At 63.3% G+C, this 20,266-nt stretch carries 19 protein-coding genes; 4 read left to right on the top strand and 15 right to left on the bottom strand.

Annotation, left to right across the window (positions count from 1 at the left end):
- Positions 1-334: 334 nt before the first annotated feature.
- Positions 335-802, top strand: a complete 468-nt coding sequence (locus C8K18_RS00620; RefSeq protein ID WP_006050276.1) for an NINE protein — start codon at positions 335-337, stop codon at positions 800-802.
- A gap of 33 nt (positions 803-835) precedes the next feature.
- Here C8K18_RS00620 and C8K18_RS00615 read toward each other — a convergent pair whose 3' ends face one another.
- Positions 836-1,981 carry a PA0069 family radical SAM protein gene (locus C8K18_RS00615; protein ID WP_258196037.1) on the bottom strand — a complete coding sequence of 382 codons (1,146 nt, stop codon included), beginning with the start codon at positions 1,979-1,981 and terminating at the stop codon, positions 836-838.
- 97 nt (positions 1,982-2,078) lie between these two features.
- A complete protein-coding gene (locus C8K18_RS00610; protein WP_006050274.1) occupies positions 2,079-2,579 on the bottom strand; it encodes an Lrp/AsnC ligand binding domain-containing protein in 501 nt (166 codons plus the stop codon).
- 108 nt (positions 2,580-2,687) lie between these two features.
- On the opposite strand from C8K18_RS00610, the gene C8K18_RS00605 reads away from it, so the two are divergent.
- Entirely contained in the window at positions 2,688-4,031 is a 1,344-nt protein-coding gene (locus C8K18_RS00605) for a D-amino acid dehydrogenase (protein ID WP_374710183.1), read from the top strand.
- Between the two features lie 197 nt (positions 4,032-4,228).
- Here C8K18_RS00605 and C8K18_RS00600 read toward each other — a convergent pair whose 3' ends face one another.
- The 6 genes from C8K18_RS00600 to C8K18_RS00575 all read right to left on the bottom strand — a co-directional run bounded on the left by C8K18_RS00600 (position 4,229) and on the right by C8K18_RS00575 (position 10,586).
- On the bottom strand, positions 4,229-6,019 hold the full coding sequence (locus tag C8K18_RS00600) for an acyl-CoA dehydrogenase (RefSeq protein WP_107706413.1): 1,791 nt from the start codon (positions 6,017-6,019) through the stop codon (positions 4,229-4,231).
- A gap of 132 nt (positions 6,020-6,151) precedes the next feature.
- Complete coding sequence (locus tag C8K18_RS00595) at positions 6,152-7,087, bottom strand: electron transfer flavoprotein subunit alpha/FixB family protein (RefSeq protein ID WP_107706412.1); 936 nt, start codon at positions 7,085-7,087, stop codon at positions 6,152-6,154.
- Positions 7,088-7,108: 21 nt separating this feature from the next.
- A complete protein-coding gene (locus C8K18_RS00590) occupies positions 7,109-7,858 on the bottom strand; it encodes an electron transfer flavoprotein subunit beta/FixA family protein (RefSeq protein WP_029967885.1) in 750 nt (249 codons plus the stop codon).
- A 237-nt stretch (positions 7,859-8,095) separates the two neighbouring features.
- Positions 8,096-8,893: a MetQ/NlpA family ABC transporter substrate-binding protein gene (locus C8K18_RS00585; protein WP_006050269.1), complete on the bottom strand. Its 798-nt coding sequence runs from the start codon at positions 8,891-8,893 to the stop codon at positions 8,096-8,098.
- A 15-nt stretch (positions 8,894-8,908) separates the two neighbouring features.
- Entirely contained in the window at positions 8,909-9,562 is a 654-nt protein-coding gene (locus C8K18_RS00580; RefSeq protein WP_006050268.1) for a methionine ABC transporter permease, read from the bottom strand.
- Positions 9,552-10,586 (bottom strand): methionine ABC transporter ATP-binding protein, encoded by a 1,035-nt coding sequence (locus C8K18_RS00575; RefSeq protein ID WP_006050267.1) that lies wholly within the window; start codon positions 10,584-10,586, stop codon positions 9,552-9,554. The genes C8K18_RS00580 and C8K18_RS00575 overlap by 11 nt, the downstream gene beginning before the upstream one ends.
- 240 nt (positions 10,587-10,826) lie before the next feature.
- On the opposite strand from C8K18_RS00575, the gene C8K18_RS00570 reads away from it, so the two are divergent.
- Positions 10,827-11,759, top strand: coding sequence for an alpha/beta hydrolase (locus C8K18_RS00570; protein ID WP_181324780.1), 933 nt, complete (start codon positions 10,827-10,829; stop codon positions 11,757-11,759).
- A 3-nt stretch (positions 11,760-11,762) separates the two neighbouring features.
- On the opposite strand, the gene C8K18_RS00565 is transcribed toward C8K18_RS00570, so the two are convergent.
- Both C8K18_RS00565 and C8K18_RS00560 read right to left on the bottom strand, forming a co-directional pair.
- Positions 11,763-12,563, bottom strand: coding sequence for an enoyl-CoA hydratase (locus C8K18_RS00565; protein ID WP_107706411.1), 801 nt, complete (start codon positions 12,561-12,563; stop codon positions 11,763-11,765).
- A gap of 13 nt (positions 12,564-12,576) precedes the next feature.
- Positions 12,577-13,500: a histone deacetylase family protein gene (locus tag C8K18_RS00560; protein ID WP_107706410.1), complete on the bottom strand. Its 924-nt coding sequence runs from the start codon at positions 13,498-13,500 to the stop codon at positions 12,577-12,579.
- A 313-nt stretch (positions 13,501-13,813) separates the two neighbouring features.
- Here C8K18_RS00560 and mltB point away from each other — a divergent pair, with 313 nt between their 5' ends.
- On the top strand, positions 13,814-14,986 hold the full coding sequence (gene mltB, locus C8K18_RS00555) for a lytic murein transglycosylase B (RefSeq protein ID WP_181324778.1): 1,173 nt from the start codon (positions 13,814-13,816) through the stop codon (positions 14,984-14,986).
- Positions 14,987-15,121: 135 nt separating this feature from the next.
- Here mltB and cysM read toward each other — a convergent pair whose 3' ends face one another.
- From cysM to C8K18_RS00530, 5 genes are all read right to left on the bottom strand, one after another.
- Positions 15,122-16,024 (bottom strand): cysteine synthase CysM, encoded by a 903-nt coding sequence (cysM, locus tag C8K18_RS00550; protein WP_006050262.1) that lies wholly within the window; start codon positions 16,022-16,024, stop codon positions 15,122-15,124.
- 259 nt (positions 16,025-16,283) lie between these two features.
- Positions 16,284-16,649 carry a helix-hairpin-helix domain-containing protein gene (locus C8K18_RS00545; RefSeq protein WP_006050261.1) on the bottom strand — a complete coding sequence of 122 codons (366 nt, stop codon included), beginning with the start codon at positions 16,647-16,649 and terminating at the stop codon, positions 16,284-16,286.
- 76 nt (positions 16,650-16,725) lie between these two features.
- Positions 16,726-17,718 (bottom strand): ADP-glyceromanno-heptose 6-epimerase, encoded by a 993-nt coding sequence (gene rfaD / locus C8K18_RS00540; RefSeq protein WP_006050260.1) that lies wholly within the window; start codon positions 17,716-17,718, stop codon positions 16,726-16,728.
- A 141-nt stretch (positions 17,719-17,859) separates the two neighbouring features.
- Entirely contained in the window at positions 17,860-18,873 is a 1,014-nt protein-coding gene (gene rfaE1 / locus C8K18_RS00535; RefSeq protein WP_006050259.1) for a D-glycero-beta-D-manno-heptose-7-phosphate kinase, read from the bottom strand.
- Positions 18,839-20,242 (bottom strand): UDP-glucose/GDP-mannose dehydrogenase family protein, encoded by a 1,404-nt coding sequence (locus C8K18_RS00530; RefSeq protein ID WP_029967901.1) that lies wholly within the window; start codon positions 20,240-20,242, stop codon positions 18,839-18,841. Before C8K18_RS00530 ends, rfaE1 begins: the two co-directional genes overlap by 35 nt.
- Positions 20,243-20,266: the final 24 nt, after the last annotated feature.

The following is a 20,266-nucleotide window of genomic DNA, read 5'->3' as shown; positions in this document are numbered from 1 at the left end:
GACGCATGGGCCGGGCGTGCCGCTGCCGGTGTGAAGCCGGCGATGCCGCAACGGTGGCCGCTGCCGATGTCGACGCCAACGCCAACGCTGAAGCCCTCGGCGATGCCGCACCTGCAACCGCCGCCGAAGAACACGGCAACGCCCCCGCCTTGCCAGCCCCCCCCGCCGCCTGAGGCTCTACGCCACGTGACCGGTCGCCCGCGGGCGGCGTAGAATGCGCGACGGTTCGCGGCCAACAATTCACCGCTCATTTGCACCACAGCTTTCGACCATCCGTCCGCGCTGCCGTCTTTGCCCGTCAGTTCGCGCTGCCCATCACGTTACCCACGCCCACATGTCCACGTCTGCTTCGACCTCGACTTACTTCCGATCCAAAACGATTACCGCCGCGCTGGCGTTTTTTCTGGGCAGCCTCGGCGCGCATCGCTTTTATCTGTACGGTCCGCGCGACGTCTACGGCTGGGCCCACGTGCTCGGCACCGTAATCGGCATTCCCGGCGCGATGTTGCTGGTAGCGAGCGAACGCTCTTCGATACTCGGCTGGGTGCTCGCATTCCCCGGCGCCGTTTCGCTTCTGGCCGCGTTTCTCGCCGCGATCGTCTACGGTCTGCGTCCGGACGAAAAGTGGGATCGGCAATTCAACGCGCACACACAGCGACAAAGCCGCTCCGGGTGGACGGTGATCTTCGTGGTGATCTTTTCGCTGCTGATCGGCGCGTTTCTGTTGATGACCGGTCTCGCCATTTCCTTCCAGACCTACTTCGAAGGCCAAGTCCAGGCGGCGAAGGCGCTGTCGCAATAGCAGAAGGACCACGCGCACTACACGCACCATCGGCTAAAAAAGATCGAGCTGCGGATTATCGCCACTCGCGGCCTGCCTCCGCAGCACCTCATGACGCTTGAAGTGCGACATATCCAGAATGCCGCGGTCGCGCTGATTCAGCCCTAGACGGCGCACCGCCTTGTGGAATCGCTGCTTGAGCAGATCGGCCCACAAGCCTTCCCCCTTCATTCGGGTGGAGAAAGACGAGTCGTAGTCCTTGCCGCCCCGCATATCGCGCACACGCGCCATGACCCGTTCGGCGCGATCGGGAAAATGCGCGGCCAGCCAGTCTTTGAACAGCGGCGCGACTTCCCACGGCAGGCGCAGCACGATATAGCTCGCGTTGCTGGCGCCGGCTTCCGCACACGCTTCGAGCACGCGCTCCATGTCCGGCTCCGTGACAAACGGAATCACTGGCGCAATGCTCACCCCGACCGGAATGCCCGCTTCGCTCAGCGTGCGGATCGTGCGCAAGCGCCGCGACGGCGTAGCCGCGCGCGGTTCGAGCGTGCGCGCAATGCCGGCGTCGAGCGTCGTGATGGTAATGGCCGCCATGAATTGCCCGCGAGCCGCCATGGGCGCAAGCAGATCCAGGTCACGCTCGATCAGCGACGATTTCGTAATCGCCGCAAAAGGATGATTACGCTCGCTCAGAATCTCGACGACGCGCCGTGTGAGCCGCCACTCGCGTTCTGCAGGCTGCCACGCGTCGGTATTGACGCCGAGCGCAATGGGCTCCGGCTCATAAGACTTTTTCGACAGCTCGCGCTCAAGCAGCTCGGGCGCGTTCACCTTCGCATAAATGCGGCTTTCGAAGTCGAGCCCCGGCGAGAGGCCGAGATAACTATGCGTGGGCCGCGCAAAACAATAAATGCAGCCGTGCTCGCATCCGCGATAGGGATTCAGCGACACGCTAAACGGAATGTCCGGCGACGCGTTGCGAGTAAGAATGCTTTTCGCCCTTTCCTCGAACACCTGGGTGCGCAGCGCCTTCGGCGCTTCACCTTCTTCCGGCGTGGCTAACCAACCGTCGTCCACCGCTTCCCGCTGGTCGACCTCGTAACGGCCTTGCACGTTCGTGACCGCGCCGCGCCCCTTGCGGGGCACCGGCGGCGCGATTGGAAACTCGGCAGCGGAAGGCAAATCGGGCTCGGTCACGGCTGGCTGGACAAGTGAACAGGGCAAACAAAACGGCGCAAAACACCTGTATAAATATACAGTGTTTACGCCGTTTGTCGAGCCCCGTGCAACGAGCCTAGCGCGTGGTTTCATCCCCGACCGGAATGGTCAGCGTTTCCTTGATCTCTTCCATCACCACATAGCTTTTCGACTGCACCGCGCCCGGAAGCTGAAGCAGGATGTCGCCGAGAAGCTTACGGTAATCGGCCATCTCGCCGATGCGCGCCTTGATCAGGTAATCGAAGTCTCCCGACACGAGATGGCACTCGAGCACTTCGGGGATCTTTTGCACCTCGCGGCGAAACTGGTCGAACATGTTGCCGCTCTTGTGGTCGAGCGTGATTTCGACGAACACCAGCAGCGCCGCGCCCAGCTCGGCCGGATTCACGCGCGCATAGTAGCCGGTGATCACGCCGTCGCGCTCCATGCGCTTCACACGCTCGATGCACGGGGTGACCGACAGCCCGACCTGTTCCGCGAGGTCTTTCATGGCCATCCGGCCGTCCTGCTGCAGCAGCCGAAGAATCTTGTGATCGAGCTTATCGAGGGTTCGAACGGGCTGACGTTGGGTGCGCATAGTATTTATTCTGAAAATCGCAGAAATACAATAACAAAACCTACAAGCTCGCCAATAGTATAGCGCTTAACACTGGGCGTACCGCGTTTCACGTCGTTAATCGAACGATTGAAGCGAACTGAACAACACAACGCCCGCAAATCTTGCGAATCATCTGGAGCAGCTATGCGAATCGTCGTTTTGGGCAGTGGCGTCGTCGGCGTAACGAGCGCGTATTACCTCGCACGCGCGGGTCATGAAGTGACCGTGATCGATCGTGAGCCAGGCCCGGCGCTCGAAACAAGTTTCGCCAACGCCGGCCAGATCTCGCCGGGCTATGCGTCGCCGTGGGCCGCGCCCGGCGTGCCGCTGAAAGCCGTCAAGTGGATGTTCCAGAAACACGCGCCGCTCGCCATTCGCCTCGACGGCACGCAGTTCCAGTTGCAATGGATGTGGCAGATGCTGCAGAACTGCACGGCGTCGCGCTACGCGGTCAACAAAGGACGCATGGTCCGCCTCGCCGAATACAGCCGCGATTGTCTGCAAGCGCTGCGCGCCGAAACCGGCATCCACTACGAAGGCCGCACCGGCGGCACGCTGCAGGTATTCCGCACGCAGCAGCAATTCGACGGCGCGGCCAAAGACATCGCCGTGCTGCGCGAGGCCAACGTGCCGTTCGAACTGCTGTCGGCGGCGGAACTGGCTCAGGCCGAACCGGCGCTCGCCGCGGTCTCGCACAAGCTCACCGGCGGTCTGCGCCTGCCGGGCGACGAAACCGGCGACTGCCAGATGTTCACCACGCGTCTCGCCGCGCTGGCCGAGCAGATGGGCGTCAAATTCCGCTACAACACGCCGATCGACGCGCTCGCCATGGCCGGCGACCGCATCGCCGGCGTGCAGTGCGGCCAGGAATTGGTACGCGCCGATTCGTTCGTCGTCGCACTCGGTTCTTACTCGACGAAATTTCTGTCCGGCCTCGTGAAGATTCCGGTCTATCCGCTGAAGGGTTACTCGATTACGGCGCCCATCGTCAACGAAGCCGCCGCGCCGGTTTCCACGGTGCTCGACGAAACCTACAAGATCGCGATTACGCGCTTCGACAACCGGATTCGCGTCGGCGGGATGGCTGAGATCGTCGGCTTCGACAAGTCGTTGCGCCAGGCGCGCCGCGAAACGCTCGAGCTGTGCGTGAACGACCTGTTCCCGGGCGGCGGCGACACGTCGAAGGCCAGCTTCTGGACCGGCCTGCGGCCCATGACGCCGGACGGCACGCCGATCGTCGGCCGCACCCCCGTGCCGAACCTGTTCCTCAACACGGGGCACGGCACGCTCGGCTGGACAATGTCGTGCGGTTCGGGCCAGTTGCTCGCCGATGTGATGTCCGGCAAGCAGCCGGCGATCAAGGCAGACGACCTGTCGGTGCATCGCTATTTCGGCGAGAGCGGCGCTGCACATCGTCCGGCTTATGCCTGAAGCTTCTAGCGCCGGGCGTGGTCATGCTCGGCGCGTTTCCAGCCGGCTGTAACAGCGCAAGCCGGCTCGCCAAAAGACAAACGGCGCCTTGCGAACTGACCGCAGAAATTGGACCAATGTCCAATTGCCTGCGCTTCAGTTAACGCTGCAAGGCGCCGTTTTCGTTTACTCAGCAAGACCTCAGACTTCGCGCCGCATCAAAACTGATCCGCGGACAACGCCAGCACGCCCTCGCCGCCCTTCGCACTGACAATCGACGCCTCCAGCGCGGTCGCGAGCGGCAACACATGCTCCGCGTAGAATTGCGCCGTCGCGATCTTCGCGCCGTAAAACTGCTGGTCTTCGTCGCGCTTCTGAGCGGCCGCGAGCAGCGCACGCGCCATTTGCCAGCCGCCCAGCACAATGCCCGCGAGCTTCAGATACGGCACGCTGCCGGCAAACACGGCATTCGGATCGCCCTTCGTGTTCGCGACGACGAAATCGACCACCGCGCCCAACGAGCGCTGCCCCTCTGCAAGATACTTTTCCATCGATCGGAACGCCGGACCCTCTTGCGCGCCGAGCAATCCGACGGTTTCGGCAACGCTTGCAAGCAGCGACTTCGCGACTTTGCCGCCGTCACGCACCGTCTTGCGGCCGATCAGATCGTTCGCCTGAATCGCGGTCGTGCCTTCGTAGATCGGCAGAATGCGAGCGTCGCGGTAATACTGCGCGGCGCCCGTCTCTTCGATGAAACCCATGCCGCCGTGCACCTGCACGCCAAGGCTGGTTACGTCGATCGACAACTCCGTGCTCCAGCCCTTCACTACGGGCACGAGAAACTCGTAAATCGCCTGATGTTCGGCGCGCTTGGCTTCGTCCGGATGGCGATGCGCGATGTCGCAATGCCCGGCCGCGACATAAGCCAGCGCGCGCGACGCTTCGGTGAGCGCGCGCATCGTCGAAAGCATGCGGCGCACGTCGGGATGCTCGATGATCGCCACCGGCTGTTTCGCGGAGCCGTCGACGGGACGGCTTTGCACGCGCTCCTTCGCATAGGCCGCCGCCTTCTGATACGCGCGATCCGATACGCCGACGCCTTGCATGCCCACGGCGAACCGCGCCGCGTTCATCATGATGAACATGTACTCGAGGCCGCGATTTTCCTCGCCGATCAGATGCCCGATCGCGCCGCCGTGATCGCCGAATTGCAGCACGGCCGTCGGGCTCGCCTTGATGCCGAGCTTGTGCTCGATCGACACGCAATGCACGTCGTTGCGCTCGCCGAGCGAACCGTCCTCGTTGATCAAAAACTTCGGCACGATGAAGAGCGAGATGCCCTTCACGCCTTCGGGTGCATTCGGCGTGCGCGCAAGCACGAGATGCGCGATGTTCTCCGCCATGTCGTGCTCGCCCCACGTGATGAAAATCTTCGTGCCGAACAGCTTGAATGAGCCGTCGCCTTGCGGCTCGGCGCGCGTGCGCACGAGCGCGAGATCCGAGCCGGCCTGCGGCTCGGTGAGGTTCATTGTGCCGGTCCATTCGCCTGAAATGAGCTTCGGCACATAGGTCTGTTTTTGCGCGTCGGTGCCGGCGGTCAGCAGCGCCTCGATCGCGCCGTCGGTCAGCAACGGGCACAGCGCGAACGACAGATTCGACGCGTTCAACATCTCAACGCAAGGTGTGGCGATGAGTTTCGGCAGCCCCTGGCCTTCATACTCCACAGGATGCTGCACGCCTTGCCAGCCGCCCTCGGCAAACTGACGGAACGCTTCCTTGAAGCCGGGCGTCGCCGTCACGACGCCGTCTTTCCAACTGCTCGGATTGCGATCTCCTTCGACGTTCAGCGGAGCCAGCACCTCGCCGCACAGTTTCGCCGACTCTTCCAGCACGGCCTGAGCGGTGTCGAGGTTCGCGTCCTCGAAGCCCGGCAGCGTCGCGATCTGTTCGAGATCCGCCAGTTCCTTCATCACGAACAGCATGTCCTTGATGGGCGCCGTATAGCTCATTTTCTGTTCTCCTCCTGCCTGATGGAAAAAGGGCGCGGGACTTGTTCGGTCCAGCGCCCTTCTTGTGTCGCCAATGCGTTGCGAAACGCCGTTAAACGGCTTTGCAGATGGCTTTATGTGGCGCTAACACGCTCAGCCGAGTTCGCTCACGAGTTCCGGCACAAGCGTGAACAGATCGCCGACGAGACCATAATCGGCGACGCTGAAAATCGGCGCTTCCGGGTCCTTGTTGATCGCGACGATCACTTTGCTGTCCTTCATGCCGGCCAGATGCTGGATCGCGCCGGAAATGCCGACGGCCACATACAGTTGCGGCGCGACGATCTTGCCGGTCTGCCCGACCTGATAGTCGTTCGGCACGAAGCCGGCGTCGACCGCCGCGCGCGATGCGCCCAGCGCCGCGTTCAGCTTGTCGGCGAGCGGCTCGAGGACCTTCGTGTAGTTCTCGCCGTTGCCGAGACCGCGGCCACCTGAAACGATGATCTTCGCCGACGTCAGTTCCGGACGGTCGAGCTTCGTCACTTCGCGGCTCACGAACTGCGAGATGCCCGCGTCTGCCGCCGCTTCGATTTTTTCCACCGATGCGTTGCCGCCTTCAGCCGCCACTGCGTCGAAGCCGGTGGTGCGCACCGTGATGACCTTGATCGGATCAGCCGATTGCACCGTCGCAATCGCATTGCCCGCGTAAATCGGACGCTCGAAGGTGTCAGCGGAATCGACTGCCGTGATGTCGCTGATCTGCGCGACGTCGAGCTTGGCGGCGATACGCGGCGCGATGTTCTTGCCGTAAGCGGTAGCCGGCGCGAGGATATGCGAGTAGTCCTTCGCGATGTTCAGCACCGTCGCCTCGACGTTTTCCGCGAGTCCTTCGGCGAGTTGCGGCGCGTCGGCCAGCAGCACTTTCGAAACGCCCGCGATTTTCGCGGCTGCGTCCGCTGCGGCCTGCGCGTTCTGGCCTGCTACCAGTACGTGAATGTCACCACCGATCTTCTGCGCGGCTGCAATGGTGTGCAGCGTCGCGGCCTTGATCGATGCGTTGTCGTGTTCTGCTATTACAAGATTCGTCATTTGCCCTGTCTCCCGCGTTCCTTAAAGCACCTTGGCTTCGGTCTTCAGCTTCTCGACCAGCGTCTTCACGTCCGGCACCTTCACGCCGGCGGAGCGCTTCGGCGGCTCAACGACCTTCAGCGTCTTTAGACGCGGCGTGACATCGACGCCGAGGTCTTCGGGCTTGACGACTTCCAGCGGCTTTTTCTTCGCCTTCATGATGTTCGGCAGCGTCACGTAGCGCGGCTCGTTCAGGCGCAGATCGGTCGTGATGACGGCGGGCAATGTGAGCGACAGCGTTTCCGCGCCGCCGTCGACTTCGCGCGACACGGTCGCCTTGCCGTCAGCGACGACAACCTTCGACGCAAACGTCGCCTGCGGCAATCCAGCCAGCGCGGCGAGCATCTGGCCGGTCTGGTTGGAGTCATCGTCGATAGCCTGCTTGCCGAGAATCACCAGTTGCGGCTGTTCCTTGTCGACGAGCGCCTTCAGCAGCTTCGCGACCGCCAGCGGCTGCAATTCTTCGTTCGACTCGATGAGAATCGCGCGATCCGCGCCGATGGCGAGCGCCGTGCGCAGCGTTTCCTGCGATTGCGTCGCGCCCGCCGACACGGCGATCACCTCGGTCGCCACGCCCGCTTCGCGCAGACGCACCGCTTCTTCAACCGCGATTTCGTCGAACGGATTCATCGACATCTTCACGTTCGCGATGTCGACGCCCGTGCCGTCCGACTTGACCCGGACCTTCACGTTGTAGTCGACCACTCTCTTGACTGGCACCAGGATTTTCATGCACACGCTCCAAAGTTACGAATACGTCAACCCAACGAACATTATAACGACTGCCCTCGTGGCAGCTTTGTCGCGGGCGCTCTAGCAGGAGGATATCGCTCCCCCGCGGCGTGACGGCAATATCGAACGGTCGTTCTATTTTAATCGCGAAAAAACCCGGGTGACAACCCCGGGTTCCGATTTACGACTCTAATTTTCATATCGCCGGCTGCTCACGCGGTATCTGACGGCTTCAGATCACCAGGCCGTGACCACCGAACCGCCGAATTTGCTGTCGACAAACTGCTTCACTTCCGGCGAATGGTAGGCAGCCACGAGCTTGGCGACCCACGGCTTGTTTTTGTCGGCCTCGCGGATCGCGATGACGTTCACGTACGGACCCTTCGGGTCTTCGATCGCGATCGCATCCTGCTTCGGCTTGAGGCCGGCTTCCATCGCGAAGTTGGTGTTGATCGCAGCGGCGTCCACGTCGTTGAGCGAGCGCGGAATCTGCGCAGCGTCCAGTTCGACAATCTTCAGCTTCTTCGGATTTTCGACGATGTCGAGCGGCGTCGCCTTCAGGCCCGCTTCGGCACGCAGCTTCAGCAGCCCCTGCTTTTGCAGCAGCAGCAAGGCGCGGCCGCCGTTGGTCGGATCGTTCGGCACCGCGATCTTCGCGCCTTGCGGCAGTTCGGCCAGCGACTTCACCTTCTTCGAGTAGATGCCCATCGGGTACGTGACCGTATCCGCGACGCGAATCAGCTTGTAGCCGCGGTCCTTGACCTGCGCCTGCAAGTACGGGTCGTGCTGATAGCTGTTGGCGTCCAGATCGCCGCCCGCGAGCGCCGCGTTCGGCTGCACGTAGTCGGAGAACTCGACGACCTTGATGTTCAGACCGTTCTTTGCGGCGACGCTCTTCACGACTTCCATGATCTGCGCGTGCGGACCGCCGGTCACGCCGACCTTGATGGTGTCTTCAGCGTGGGCCGCATTCGCGGCGAACAGCGACGCGGCGCCGAATGCCGCGACCAGCTTGAGTATGAAACGACGTTGCATGATGGACCTTTTGATTTATTTATGGCTCAGACGACGCACGAGCCAATCCCCGAACGACTGCACCAACTGCACGAACACGATAAGAATCACGACGACCGTCAACATGACTTCCGGCAGAAAACGCTGATACCCGTAGCGAATGCCGAGGTCGCCAAGACCGCCGCCGCCGATCGCACCGGCCATCGCCGAATAGCCGACCAGCGAGACAAACGTGATGGTCAAGCCGGCCACGACGCCCGGCAGCGATTCCGGCAACAGCACCTTGAAGACGATCTGGCTGGTGGTCGCGCCCATCGCCTGAGCCGCTTCGATCAGCCCGCGATCGACTTCGCGCAGCGCCGTTTCCACGAGACGCGCGATGAACGGCGCCGCGGCAATCGTCAGCGGCACCACGGCCGCGGCCGTGCCGATCGACGATCCGACCACGAGGCGGGTGAACGGAATCACCGCCACGAGCAGGATGATGAACGGCGTCGAGCGCACCGCATTCACGACCATGCCGACGACGCGATTCACCGCGACGTTCTGCAACACGCCCTGACGGTCGGTCAGATACAGCAGCACGCCGAGCGGCAAGCCCACCAACGCGCCGACCAGTCCGGAAATGCCCACCATCACGAGCGTTTCCCAGAACGACTGGACGAACATATCGAACATTTCACTCAACATACGAGAGCTCCTCCACCACCACACCCTGTTCGCGCAGATACGCGAGCGCCTGCGCCACCTTCGCCGGTTCGCCGCCCGCGAGCACCGCGAGCGAGCCGAACGCCTGCCCCTGAATCTCGTCGATCTGGCCGTGCAGGATGTTGAAGTCGAGTTCGTAGCGGCGAATCGTCTCGGAGAGAATCGGCTGATCGACGCCCGAACCCGTGAACGCGAGGCGCAGCAAATGGCCGCTGCCCGTCTTCAGACGTTCGGCGACGCGTGCCTTCATCGCGGGCGGCAGTTCCTGCGCGATCACGTCGCCGATCAGCGCGCGCGTGACTTCGTGATGCGGCTGCAGAAACACGTCGATCACCTTGCCCTGTTCGACGACGCGGCCCGCGTCGAGCACGGCGACGCGATCGCACACCTGCTTGATCACATCCATCTGATGCGTGATCAGCACGACGGTCAGGTTCAGTTCGCGGTTGATGCGCTTGAGCAGATCGAGAATCGAGCGGGTGGTTTCGGGATCGAGCGCGGACGTCGCTTCGTCGGAAAGCAGCACCTTCGGCTTGCTTGCCAACGCGCGCGCGATGCCGACGCGCTGCTTCTGCCCGCCGCTGATCTGCGCCGGGTAGCGGTCCTTCTGCGCGGACAGGCCCACGAGTTCCAGCAGCGGCAACACGTTCGCCTCGATCTCGTCGCGCTTCATGCCGGCAAGCTCGAGCGGCAACGCGACGTTCTCGAACACCGTGCGCGACGACAGCAAATTGAAGTGCTGAAAGATCATGCCGATCTCGCGGCGCGCTTCGCGCAATTGCGCGGCGGGCAGCGTGGTCAGATCGCGGCCGTCGACGACGATGTTGCCTTCGGTCGGACGCGTCAGCAGATTGATCGTGCGGACCAGCGTGCTCTTGCCCGCGCCGCTGCGGCCGATGATGCCGAACACCTCGCCCGCCGGAATCGACAGATTGACGTTGTGCAGCGCCTCGACCCAGCCCCGGGGCCCCGCGAACCGCTGAGAGATATTGCGTATTTCGATCATGGAAAAACGAAACGGCGGGTTTGCCGACGAGCGTCGTGCGCTCCCCGGCCAAGCGGCCGCCGTTACTTTTATTGGGAATTTGAGCCCGCGATTCTACCGCGCCCGGGGCATTCCCTTTAATAATCAATTACGATCTTTTCATAACTGTTAGATATTAGAGGACGGACCCGCCGCCCATTTCCGCTGACGCGAGGGGCGACGGTCTATGATCGCGCGAACCCCAATTCACGGACGCGCGCCATGGAGACCTCGCAACAGCCGTTCGCCACTCACGTTGAAACCGGCGCAGACAGCGCGGAGCCGGTGCGCTCGACCGCCCCCACGTCGGATGGCCTCCAACTGCCGCTCTACCGTTGGCCAACCCGCGAAGCGCCGCGCGCGAGCATTGCGCTGATTCACGGACTCGCCGAGCATGCGTGCCGCTATTCGGCGCTGGCCGCACGGCTCAATGCAGCCGGGATCGAACTGCTGGCGATCGACTTGCGCGGTCACGGCCGCGCGCCCGGCAAGCGCGCCTACGTCGAACGATTCGACGATTACCTGCTGGATGCGCAGGCGTTGCTCGACGCCGCGGCGCGCACTGTGCGGACCGAGACGCCGCTGTTCCTGATGGGCCATAGCATGGGCGGCGCTATCGCCGCGCTCTACGCAATCGAGCGCGCCAGCGCCGCCTCGCAAGCAACAGGCAGCCGCGCCAATCTGAGCGGTCTGATCCTGTCGAGCCCCGCGCTCGCGCCTGGCCGCGACGTGCCGGGCTGGATGCTCGCGCTGAGTCAGGTTATCAGCCGCGTCTGGCCAGGCTTTCCGGCGATGAAAATCGACGCCGCGCTGCTGTCTCGGGTGCAATCCGTCGTGGACGCCAATCGCAGCGACCCGCTCGTGCATCATGCCGCGATTCCGGCGCGCACCGGCGCTGAGTTGCTGCTCGCGATGGCGCGCATCGAACGCGGACGCGCGGGACTGCGTCTGCCGCTTCTCGTCTATCACGGCACCGCCGATAAACTCACGGAGCCCGAAGGCAGCCGAACGTTCGGCGAGCACGCCGGCTCGCCGGACAAGACGCTCAGGCTCTACGAATCGAGCTATCACGAGACGATGAACGATCTCGACCGCGATCGCGTGATCGGCGAACTGATCGAGTGGGTCCTTCAGCGCGCGGAGCCGGCGCTTTAACGCCTAGCGCTTCCAGTCAGGCGGGCGTTTGTCGATGAACGCCTGCACGCCCTCGAGCGCGGAGTCGTCCATCATGTTGCAGGCCATCGTCTGGCCCGCGAGTTGATACGCGGCCTCGATGCCCATTTCCAGTTGCCGGTAGAAGAGACCCTTGCCGGCGCTGACCGCCTCGACCGGTTTCGCGCAGATGCTGGTGGCAAGCCGCGCCACTTCCGCGTCGAGCGAGTCCAGCGGCACGACGCGATTGACGAGGCCCTGCTGCTTCGCCTCGGCGGCGTCGATGAAATCGCCGGTCAACAGCATTTCGAGCGCCGCCTTGCGCGACAGATTGCGCGACAGCGGCACCGACGGCGTCGCGCAGAAGAGCCCGAGATTCACGCCCGACACAGCGAAACGCGCGGTATCTGCAGCCACGGCGAGATCGCACATCGCGACGAGCTGGCAGCCCGCCGCCGTCGCGATGCCATGCACTCGCGCGATCACCGGCTGCGGCAAGCGCTGGATCGTCATCATGAGTTTCGTGCAACGGGCGAACAGCGCCTGGTAATACGCAAGCGACGGCGCCGCGCGCATTTCCTTCAGATCATGTCCCGCGCAGAACGCGCGCCCAGCGCCGGCGATCACGACCACGCGCGCCTCCGATCGCGCGACTTCGTTCAACGCGTCCTGCAACGCGTCGAGCATGCCTTCGGAGAGCGCGTTGAAGGCGTCGGGCCGGTTCATCGTCAGACGCACGACGCCGGGTACGCCGTACGCGCCGGTTTCCGTCTCCACTAGCGAAGCGCTGCGTGCATCCTCGTTCATGGCTTGCTCTTCCTCAGATTTCGGCCAGCGCGCGCACGTGGGCAACCACGCTGCGCCCGAGCGCGGACAGGTTGTAGCCGCCTTCGAGACAACTCACGATCCGTCCGTTCGCATAGCGTTTCGCGACGTCGCGCATCTGCTCGGTGATCCACACGTAGTCGTCTTCGACGAGGCCCATGTTGCCCAGATCGTCTTCGCGATGCGCGTCGAAGCCCGCCGAGATAAACAGCATCTCCGGCTTGAAGTCGTTCAGACGCGGCAGCCACAGCATGTCCACCGCCTCGCGCACGGCCATGCCTTTCGAGCGCGCGGGCATCGGCACATTGCACATGTTGGGCGCCTGATTGTCCGCGCCCGTGAACGGATAGAACGGATGCTGGAAGATGCTGCACATCAGCACGCGCGGGTCGCCGGAAAACGCCGCTTCGGTGCCGTTGCCGTGATGCACGTCGAAGTCGATGATCGCAACGCGCTGCAAGCCGTGCACCTCGAGCGCATGACGCGCGGCGATGGCGACGTTGTTGAAGAAGCAGAAGCCCATTGCACGCGCCGGCTCGGCGTGATGGCCGGGCGGGCGCACGCTGCAAAAAGCGTTGTCGAAGCGGCCTTCGATGACCGCGTCGGTAGCGGCCACCGCCGCGCCGGCTGCGCGTAACGCCGCCTGCAAGGTGTGCGGGTTCATCGACGTGTCGGGGTCGATCTCGGCGCGGCCCTCGGCAGGCGAACAGCTACGGATGTAGTCGATGTGCGCCTGCGTATGCACGCGCAGCAGCGCCGCTTCGTCGGCGAGCGGCGGCGATTCGCGTTCGATCAACGCGTCGATGCGGCTCGCGATCAATTGATCTTCGATGGCCTGCAGCCGTGCGGGGCATTCGGGATGCCATTGCCCCATATCGTGCAGCAGACAGTCGGCGTGGGAATAGAAACCTGTTGCCATGATTCTTTTCTGCGGCGCAGCGCTGGCAGCGTGCGCGGCGTGTCTCCGTCCAGGGGCGCGCGCCCACGGCGCGCCAACATTCATGAAGTTACCACACGACGCAGCGATGACGCGTCGTTCCGCATCACGCCGCTGTGACGTGTCCGGCACAGTTTCGCAAGAGGCCTCGGGTATACTGCCCGTTCCGTTTTCCTCCCGTCTTTGTCCTTTCGCTCTGCGCCCCCAGCTCACTATGACCGTCAAGCTTGCTCTGTCTGCACGAAACCGGCTCAGCATCCGAACCATCGCCGCCGCACTCTCCACCGCATCGTGCATGTTCATGGCAACCACTCCGGCTCTCGCGCAGAGCACCGGCAAAAAACCGCCCGTACTTGTCGCTCAGGCGCAGCCGCAAACCGCCGTTCCGCAAGGGCAAACGTTCGAGGAAGAAATTATTCCGCAGCGTTACGCGAACAACGCGAATGTCGATGCGTTCATCAACGACATGGCGGCGCGCTACGATTTCGACGAAGCGGCGCTGCATTCGCTGTTCGCCGGCGTCAGCTATTCGGCGACCGCGGTGAAGCTGGTCACGCCGTCGCCGTCGGCCGCGGTGAAAAACTGGCGCGTGTACCAGTCGCGCTTTCTCGATCAGATCCGCATCAACGCCGGCATCCGTTTCTGGCGCGCGAATCGGGCCACGCTGCAGCGCGCGTATGAAGAGTTCGGCGTGCCGCCGGAAGTGATCGTCGGCATTCTCGGCGTGGAGACGATTTACGGGCGTTTCATGGGCAACTTCCGCGTGCTCGACGCACTGACCACGCTCAGTTTCGATTACCCGAATACACCGAATCGCGCGGACCGCCAGGCGACCTTCCGCAAGAATCTCGAAGACTACCTGGTGTGGACGCGCGATTCGCAGATCGATCCGAGCACTGTGCTCGGCTCGTACACCGGCGCGATCGGCATTCCGCAATTTCTGCCGAGCAGCATCGTGCAGTATGCGGTCAGCTACGATGGCCACAAGGACATCGACCTGCGCACGAGCCAGGCGGATGCAATCGGCAGCGTCGCCAACTATCTGCGCAAGAACGGTTGGGAGAACGGCCGGCCGGTCGTGTGGAAGATCGGTAGCGATGCGGGCAGCCTCGGCGTCGCGCAAGCAGCCGCCGACGGCGCGCCGGAACCGCATTGGCCGCTCGACCAGTTGTTGCGCGCCGGGCTCGTGCTCAATGAGCCGAACGTGAATATCTCTTCTGAAGTGGCAACGCCGGTTACGGTGGTCGACCTGCCCTCGCCCGGACGCGGCACGGAATACATGCTGGGCCTGAAGAACTTCTATGTGCTGACGCGCTATAACCGCAGCTTCTTTTATGCGCTCGCGGTTTATCAGTTGGGGCAGCGCATCAAGTCGCAGATGGAAGCGAGCGACGGCGGCAATGTCAACGGCAATTCCAACGGCAATTCCGTCGATAACGCGGCGCCGGCGAGCGACGCTTCGCAATGACACCATGCAACGCGAGGCGCGCTGTCTGAGCGCTTCGCATGTGATGTGATGGAAAAGAAAAAAGCGCCGGCAGGCGCTTTTTCTTTGTCCGCAAGCAAGGCGCCGAACGCCGCCAGCCGCACCCGTATTGCCGCCTTACGCCGGAAACACGCCCGTCGACAAATAACGGTCGCCGCGATCGCAGACGATAAACACGATGGTCGCGTTCTCGACTTGCCGCGCGACGCGCAACGCGACTTCACATGCGCCGCCCGACGAGATGCCCGCGAAAATCCCTTCCACCGATGCAAGACGCCGGGCCATTGCCTCGGCTGCCGCCTGGCTCACGTTCTCGACGCGGTCCACGCGGCTGCGGTCGAAAATTTTCGGCAGATACGCTTCCGGCCATTTGCGGATGCCTGGAATGCGCGAACCTTCCTCCGGCTGCGCGCCGATAATCTCGATTGCCTGGTTCTGCTGCTTCAGATACGTGGACACGCCCATGATCGTGCCGGTCGTCCCCATCGACGAAACGAAGTGGGTGATGCGCCCTTCGGTGTCGCGCCAGATTTCGGGGCCCGTGCCTTCGACGTGCGACGCCGGATTGTCCGGGTTCGCGAACTGATCGAGGATGATGCCCTTGCCGTCGCGCTGCATCTGTTCGGCAAGATCGCGCGCGTACTCCATGCCGCCCGTGACCGGCGTGAGGATGATTTGCGCGCCATACGCGGCCATGCTCTGACGGCGCTCCACCGACAGATCTTCCGGCATGATCAGCACCATCTTGTAGCCGCGGATCGCCGCGGCCATCGCGAGTGCGATGCCGGTGTTGCCGCTCGTCGATTCGATCAGCGTGTCGCCCGGTTTGATACGGCCGCGCGCTTCCGCTTTCTTGATCATCGACAACGCCGGGCGGTCCTTCACCGAGCCGGCGGGATTGTTGCCCTCGAGCTTGGCGAGCACCACGTTATTGCGGCTGCGGATCTCGTCGTCGGTGAGCCGGACGAGTTGCACGAGCGGCGTATTGCCGATCGTGTCTTCAATTGTTTTGTAAGCCATATCGGTTCAGGTGCTGTCGATGCGCGGAGTCTCAATCCATCGATTCTAAACCACGGTGCCCGCCGCTGCCGCGCGGCCCTTCTCGCCGCATGGATGCACGCCGCGCGCACGCAAAAAACCCGCGGCTGAGTACCGCGGGAGCCAGTCATGCGAATGACAGCTTAAGGAGCGGCATTGCCGGCTCCAACCATGAAGGACAACGATGGCGAATCGCGCGCGGCTACACGCGCCGCGCGCGACCCCGCGTCAGGCTGTCAGGCTATTTCTTCACCGCCACGGTAGCGCCGCCTTTCGGCGTATTGGCCGCAACGGCCGCGCCCTTGTTCTGTGAAGACGCCGCAACCTGCGGGCCAGCAGCCGCGCCAGCCGGACCGACAGCGAGACCCTCCGCCTGCAGGCGCTCGACGGTATGCCCGCCCATGCCCTTGACGCGCTTGCCGAGGTCGGCCGGGTCCTTGAACGGACCATGTGCGGCGCGCTCTTCGAGAATGGCTTTCGCTTTGGCAGGACCGATGCCTTTGACGCCGCGCAGCGCGTCCTCGTTAGCCGTGTTGACGTCAACCGACGCATACGCGTGGCCGAAAGCGGCGAGCATGGCCGCGGTAACCAGAATTTTTCGAAACATATGGAATCTCCCTTGTACAACCGGTTGGCGACATCACCAACCGGGAGATTCCAGTTTAAACAGGTATCCGAACTATTTACACCTGGCCGAATAGCCAACGTACGTATCGGTCGACACCTTCCTGCACGCTCAGAAACGGCGCATCGTAGCCAGCCGCGCGCAGCTTCGACTGATCCGCCTGCGTGAAGCACTGATACTTGCCGCGCAATGCGTCGGGGAACGGAATGTATTCGATCAGGCCGCGCTGCACCTGGTCGGCGAGCGACAGCGGCGGCTCGTTGTTCAGCGCGCGCAAGGTATTAACGACCGTGCTCGCGATGTCGTTGAACGGCTGCGCGCGTCCGCTGCCCAGATTGAAGATGCCCGACTTGTCCGGGTTGTCGAAGAAGAACAGGTTGACCTTGACCACGTCTTCCACCGAGACGAAATCGCGCGTCTGCTCGCCCGCGGCATAGCCGTTGTATTCGCCGAACAGCTTGACCTTGCCCTCGGCGCGGAACTGGTTGAAGTTGTGAAACGCTACCGACGCCATGCGCGCCTTATGCGTTTCGCGCGGACCGTAGACGTTGAAATAGCGAAAGCCCGCGATCTGGCTTTTCGCCGTGGGCAGCACGCGGCGGATCACCTGGTCGAACAGAAACTTCGAATAGCCGTACACGTTCAGCGGCTGCTCGACTTCGCGTTCTTCGACGAAACGGCTCGAGCCGCCATACGTTGCCGCCGACGACGCATACAGGAACTGGATGTTCTGCGCGAGGCACACGTCGAGCACGTCGCGGCTGTAGCGGAAGTTGTTGTCCATCATGTAGCGGCCGTCGGTTTCCATCGTGTCCGAACAGGCGCCTTCGTGGAAGATCGCGCGCACTTTGCCGAAGTCGCCGCGCTTGAAGCGCTCGACGAATTCGGTCTTATCCAGATAGTCGTCGATTTCGCAGTCGACCAGATTCTTGAACTTGTCGGCGCGCGTCAGATTGTCGACGGCGATGATGCGTTGTTCGCCGCGCTCGTTGAGCGCTTTCACGAGGTTGCTGCCGATAAAGCCGGCCGCGCCGGTGACGATGAGAGTCATGATGGTCCCGCGGTAATGAGCCTTGTGTAGGATTGAAGCGGGCGACGAGACGCCGGCTTCGATCGGCAGGTCTGGTTGGCGTTCCGCCGATCCTTCTTGCGCGCTGCCGTCGGCTTGCGGTGCAGGATCGGGCGGGCCGCGTCAGTGAAAGAGTTCGTCGTAGTCGACGGTGGCCGTGCCTAGCTTACCGACCACGATGCCGGCTGCGCGATTGGCGAGACCGACTGCTTCGACCAGCGTGAGACCCGCGCCCAGCATGGCCGCGAGCGTCGCGATCACGGTGTCGCCCGCGCCCGAAACATCATACACTTCGCGCGCGACGGCCGATGCGTGCAGGATGCCGTCGTCGGAGAAGAGCGTCATGCCTTCTTCCGAACGCGTGAGCAACAGCGCCTTGAACTGCAGATCCGCGCGCAGTTTGTTCACGCGCTCGATCAGGTCTTCTTCGGACTTCCACTGGCCAACCACCTCGCGCAACTCCGCGCGATTCGGCGTGATGAGCGTGGCGCCGCGGTAACGCTCCCAGTCGTCGCCCTTCGGATCGACCAGCACAGGCTTGCCCGCGGCATGCGCTCTCGCGATCATCTGCGTGACGTGCGTGAGCCCGCCCTTCGCGTAATCGGACATCAGGATCACGTCGTGCGCGGGCAGCAATTCGTCGAAGCGCGCGAGGCTTGCAAGCAGCACCTCGTGCGCCGGCGAGTTCTCGAAATCGACACGCAGCAACTGCTGTTGACGCGACAGCACGCGCAGCTTGATCGTCGTGAGCAGCGCGGGGTCGCGTTCCAGATGCGGATTCACGCCGCTCTCGCCGAGCAACTGCACGATGCGCTCGCCGGGCTCGTCATGTCCGACGACGCACAGCAGGCCCGCTTGCGCGCCGAGCGCCGCCGCATTGCGCGCGACGTTGGCCGCGCCGCCGAGGCGGTCTTCCTGGCGCTGCACGTGGACGACCGGCACCGGTGCTTCCGGCGAGATGCGATTGACGTCGCCGAACCAGTAGCGATCGAGCATCACGTCGCCGACGACAAGCACGCGCGCGGCCGCGAGTTGCGCGCGCGGCACCACCGTCAGAGCCGGCGACGGCGACGGCGATGGTGTGATGGAGCCGGGCCGCGCCTCAGACATCGGTCGCAAGTTCAGTGGGTTGGGCATAGGGGCGTCCAATCGAGTGATAGTCGATGCCGAGTTCGTTCATCGCATCCGGTTCATACAGATTGCGGCCGTCGAAAATGACCGGCGACTTCAGCACCGATTTCAGATGCACGAAGTCCGGGCTCTTGAACTCCTTCCATTCGGTGACGACCACAAGCGCATCGGCGTTCGTGAGCGTTTCGTCCTGCGTGCTCGTGAACGTGAGACGCGCGAGCTGGTCGGGCGCGTCGTGCAGATCCATCGCGAAGACGCGGCGGGCTTCGGTCACGGCCACCGGATCGTACGCGCGCACCTGCGCGCCGCGCGCGAGAAGCTCGGCGATCACGCGACGGCTCGGCGCTTCGCGCATGTCGTCGGTATTCGGCTTGAACGCGAGGCCCCAGACGGCGAACGTGCGGCCGGCCAGATCGTTGCCCCACTTGTGCGTGATCTTCTGCACGAGCACGTCTTTCTGCTTGTCGTTCACTTCCTCGACGGCTTCGAGAATGCGCAGATTGTGGCCCTCTTCGCTCGCGGTGCGAATCAAAGCCTGCACGTCTTTCGGGAAGCACGAGCCGCCGTAGCCGCAGCCGGCGTACAGGAAGTGATAGCCGATACGCGGATCGGAGCCGATGCCGCGGCGCACCGCCTCGATGTCGGCGCCGACGCGGTCCGCGAGATTCGACATTTCGTTCATGAACGAGATGCGCGTGGCCAGCATCGCGTTGGCCGCGTATTTCGTGAATTCGGCCGAGCGCACGTCCATGTAGAGCGTGCGTTCGTGGTTGCGGTTAAACGGCGCGTAGAGGCGCTTCATCAGTTCGCGCGCGCGCTGGCCGGCCTGGTCTTCGTCGCTGCCGAGCACGATGCGGTCGGGCCGCATGAAGTCGTCCACCGCCGCGCCTTCCTTCAGAAACTCGGGATTCGACACGACCGAGAAGCGATGCTTTTCGCTGCCCGCGAGCCCGCGCTTCGCGAGCTCTTCTTCGACGACCGCGCGCACGCGCTGCGCGGTGCCGACCGGCACCGTCGACTTATCGACGATCACCTTGAAGCCGTTCATCGTGCGGCCGATATTGCGCGCCGCTTCGAGCACGTATTGCAGATCCGCCGAGCCGTCTTCGTCGGGCGGCGTGCCTACCGCGATGAACTGCACGTCGCCGTGTGCGACGCTCGCCTCGATGTCCGTCGAAAACGTGATGCGCCCGGCCGCGCGCGTGCGCGCGATGATTTCCTGCAGGCCCGGCTCGTGGATCGGCACGCCGCCGTTGTTGAGGATTTCGATCTTGCGCGGATCGACGTCGAGACAGAAGACGTCGTTGCCGATTTCAGCGAGACATGCGCCCGTGACGAGGCCCACATAGCCAGTGCCGATAATGGTGATTTTCATACGCTTTCCGGTTGAAAGTTCCGG

This window comes from Paraburkholderia sp. GV068 (assembly GCF_003058125.1).
In the GTDB taxonomy this organism is placed as follows: Bacteria; Pseudomonadota; Gammaproteobacteria; order Burkholderiales; family Burkholderiaceae; genus Paraburkholderia; species Paraburkholderia graminis.
This window is presented reverse-complemented; position numbering and strand designations above follow the sequence as displayed.

Excerpts from the sequence above, each read along its gene's own strand:
- C8K18_RS00620 (WP_006050276.1), top strand. The coding sequence starts at position 335 with ATGTCCACGTCTGCTTCGACCTCGACTTACTTCCGATCCAAAACGATT.
- C8K18_RS00610 (WP_006050274.1), bottom strand. The coding sequence starts at position 2,579 with ATGCGCACCCAACGTCAGCCCGTTCGAACCCTCGATAAGCTCGATCAC.
- C8K18_RS00600 (WP_107706413.1), bottom strand. The coding sequence starts at position 6,019 with ATGAGCTATACGGCGCCCATCAAGGACATGCTGTTCGTGATGAAGGAA.
- C8K18_RS00595 (WP_107706412.1), bottom strand. The coding sequence starts at position 7,087 with ATGACGAATCTTGTAATAGCAGAACACGACAACGCATCGATCAAGGCC.
- C8K18_RS00590 (WP_029967885.1), bottom strand. The coding sequence starts at position 7,858 with ATGAAAATCCTGGTGCCAGTCAAGAGAGTGGTCGACTACAACGTGAAG.
- C8K18_RS00585 (WP_006050269.1), bottom strand. The coding sequence starts at position 8,893 with ATGCAACGTCGTTTCATACTCAAGCTGGTCGCGGCATTCGGCGCCGCG.
- C8K18_RS00580 (WP_006050268.1), bottom strand. The coding sequence starts at position 9,562 with ATGTTGAGTGAAATGTTCGATATGTTCGTCCAGTCGTTCTGGGAAACG.
- C8K18_RS00575 (WP_006050267.1), bottom strand. The coding sequence starts at position 10,586 with ATGATCGAAATACGCAATATCTCTCAGCGGTTCGCGGGGCCCCGGGGC.
- C8K18_RS00570 (WP_181324780.1), top strand. The coding sequence starts at position 10,827 with ATGGAGACCTCGCAACAGCCGTTCGCCACTCACGTTGAAACCGGCGCA.
- C8K18_RS00565 (WP_107706411.1), bottom strand. The coding sequence starts at position 12,563 with ATGAACGAGGATGCACGCAGCGCTTCGCTAGTGGAGACGGAAACCGGC.
- C8K18_RS00560 (WP_107706410.1), bottom strand. The coding sequence starts at position 13,500 with ATGGCAACAGGTTTCTATTCCCACGCCGACTGTCTGCTGCACGATATG.
- mltB (WP_181324778.1), top strand. The coding sequence starts at position 13,814 with ATGTTCATGGCAACCACTCCGGCTCTCGCGCAGAGCACCGGCAAAAAA.
- cysM (WP_006050262.1), bottom strand. The coding sequence starts at position 16,024 with ATGGCTTACAAAACAATTGAAGACACGATCGGCAATACGCCGCTCGTG.
- C8K18_RS00545 (WP_006050261.1), bottom strand. The coding sequence starts at position 16,649 with ATGTTTCGAAAAATTCTGGTTACCGCGGCCATGCTCGCCGCTTTCGGC.
- rfaD (WP_006050260.1), bottom strand. The coding sequence starts at position 17,718 with ATGACTCTCATCGTCACCGGCGCGGCCGGCTTTATCGGCAGCAACCTC.
- rfaE1 (WP_006050259.1), bottom strand. The coding sequence starts at position 18,873 with ATGCCCAACCCACTGAACTTGCGACCGATGTCTGAGGCGCGGCCCGGC.
- C8K18_RS00530 (WP_029967901.1), bottom strand. The coding sequence starts at position 20,242 with ATGAAAATCACCATTATCGGCACTGGCTATGTGGGCCTCGTCACGGGC.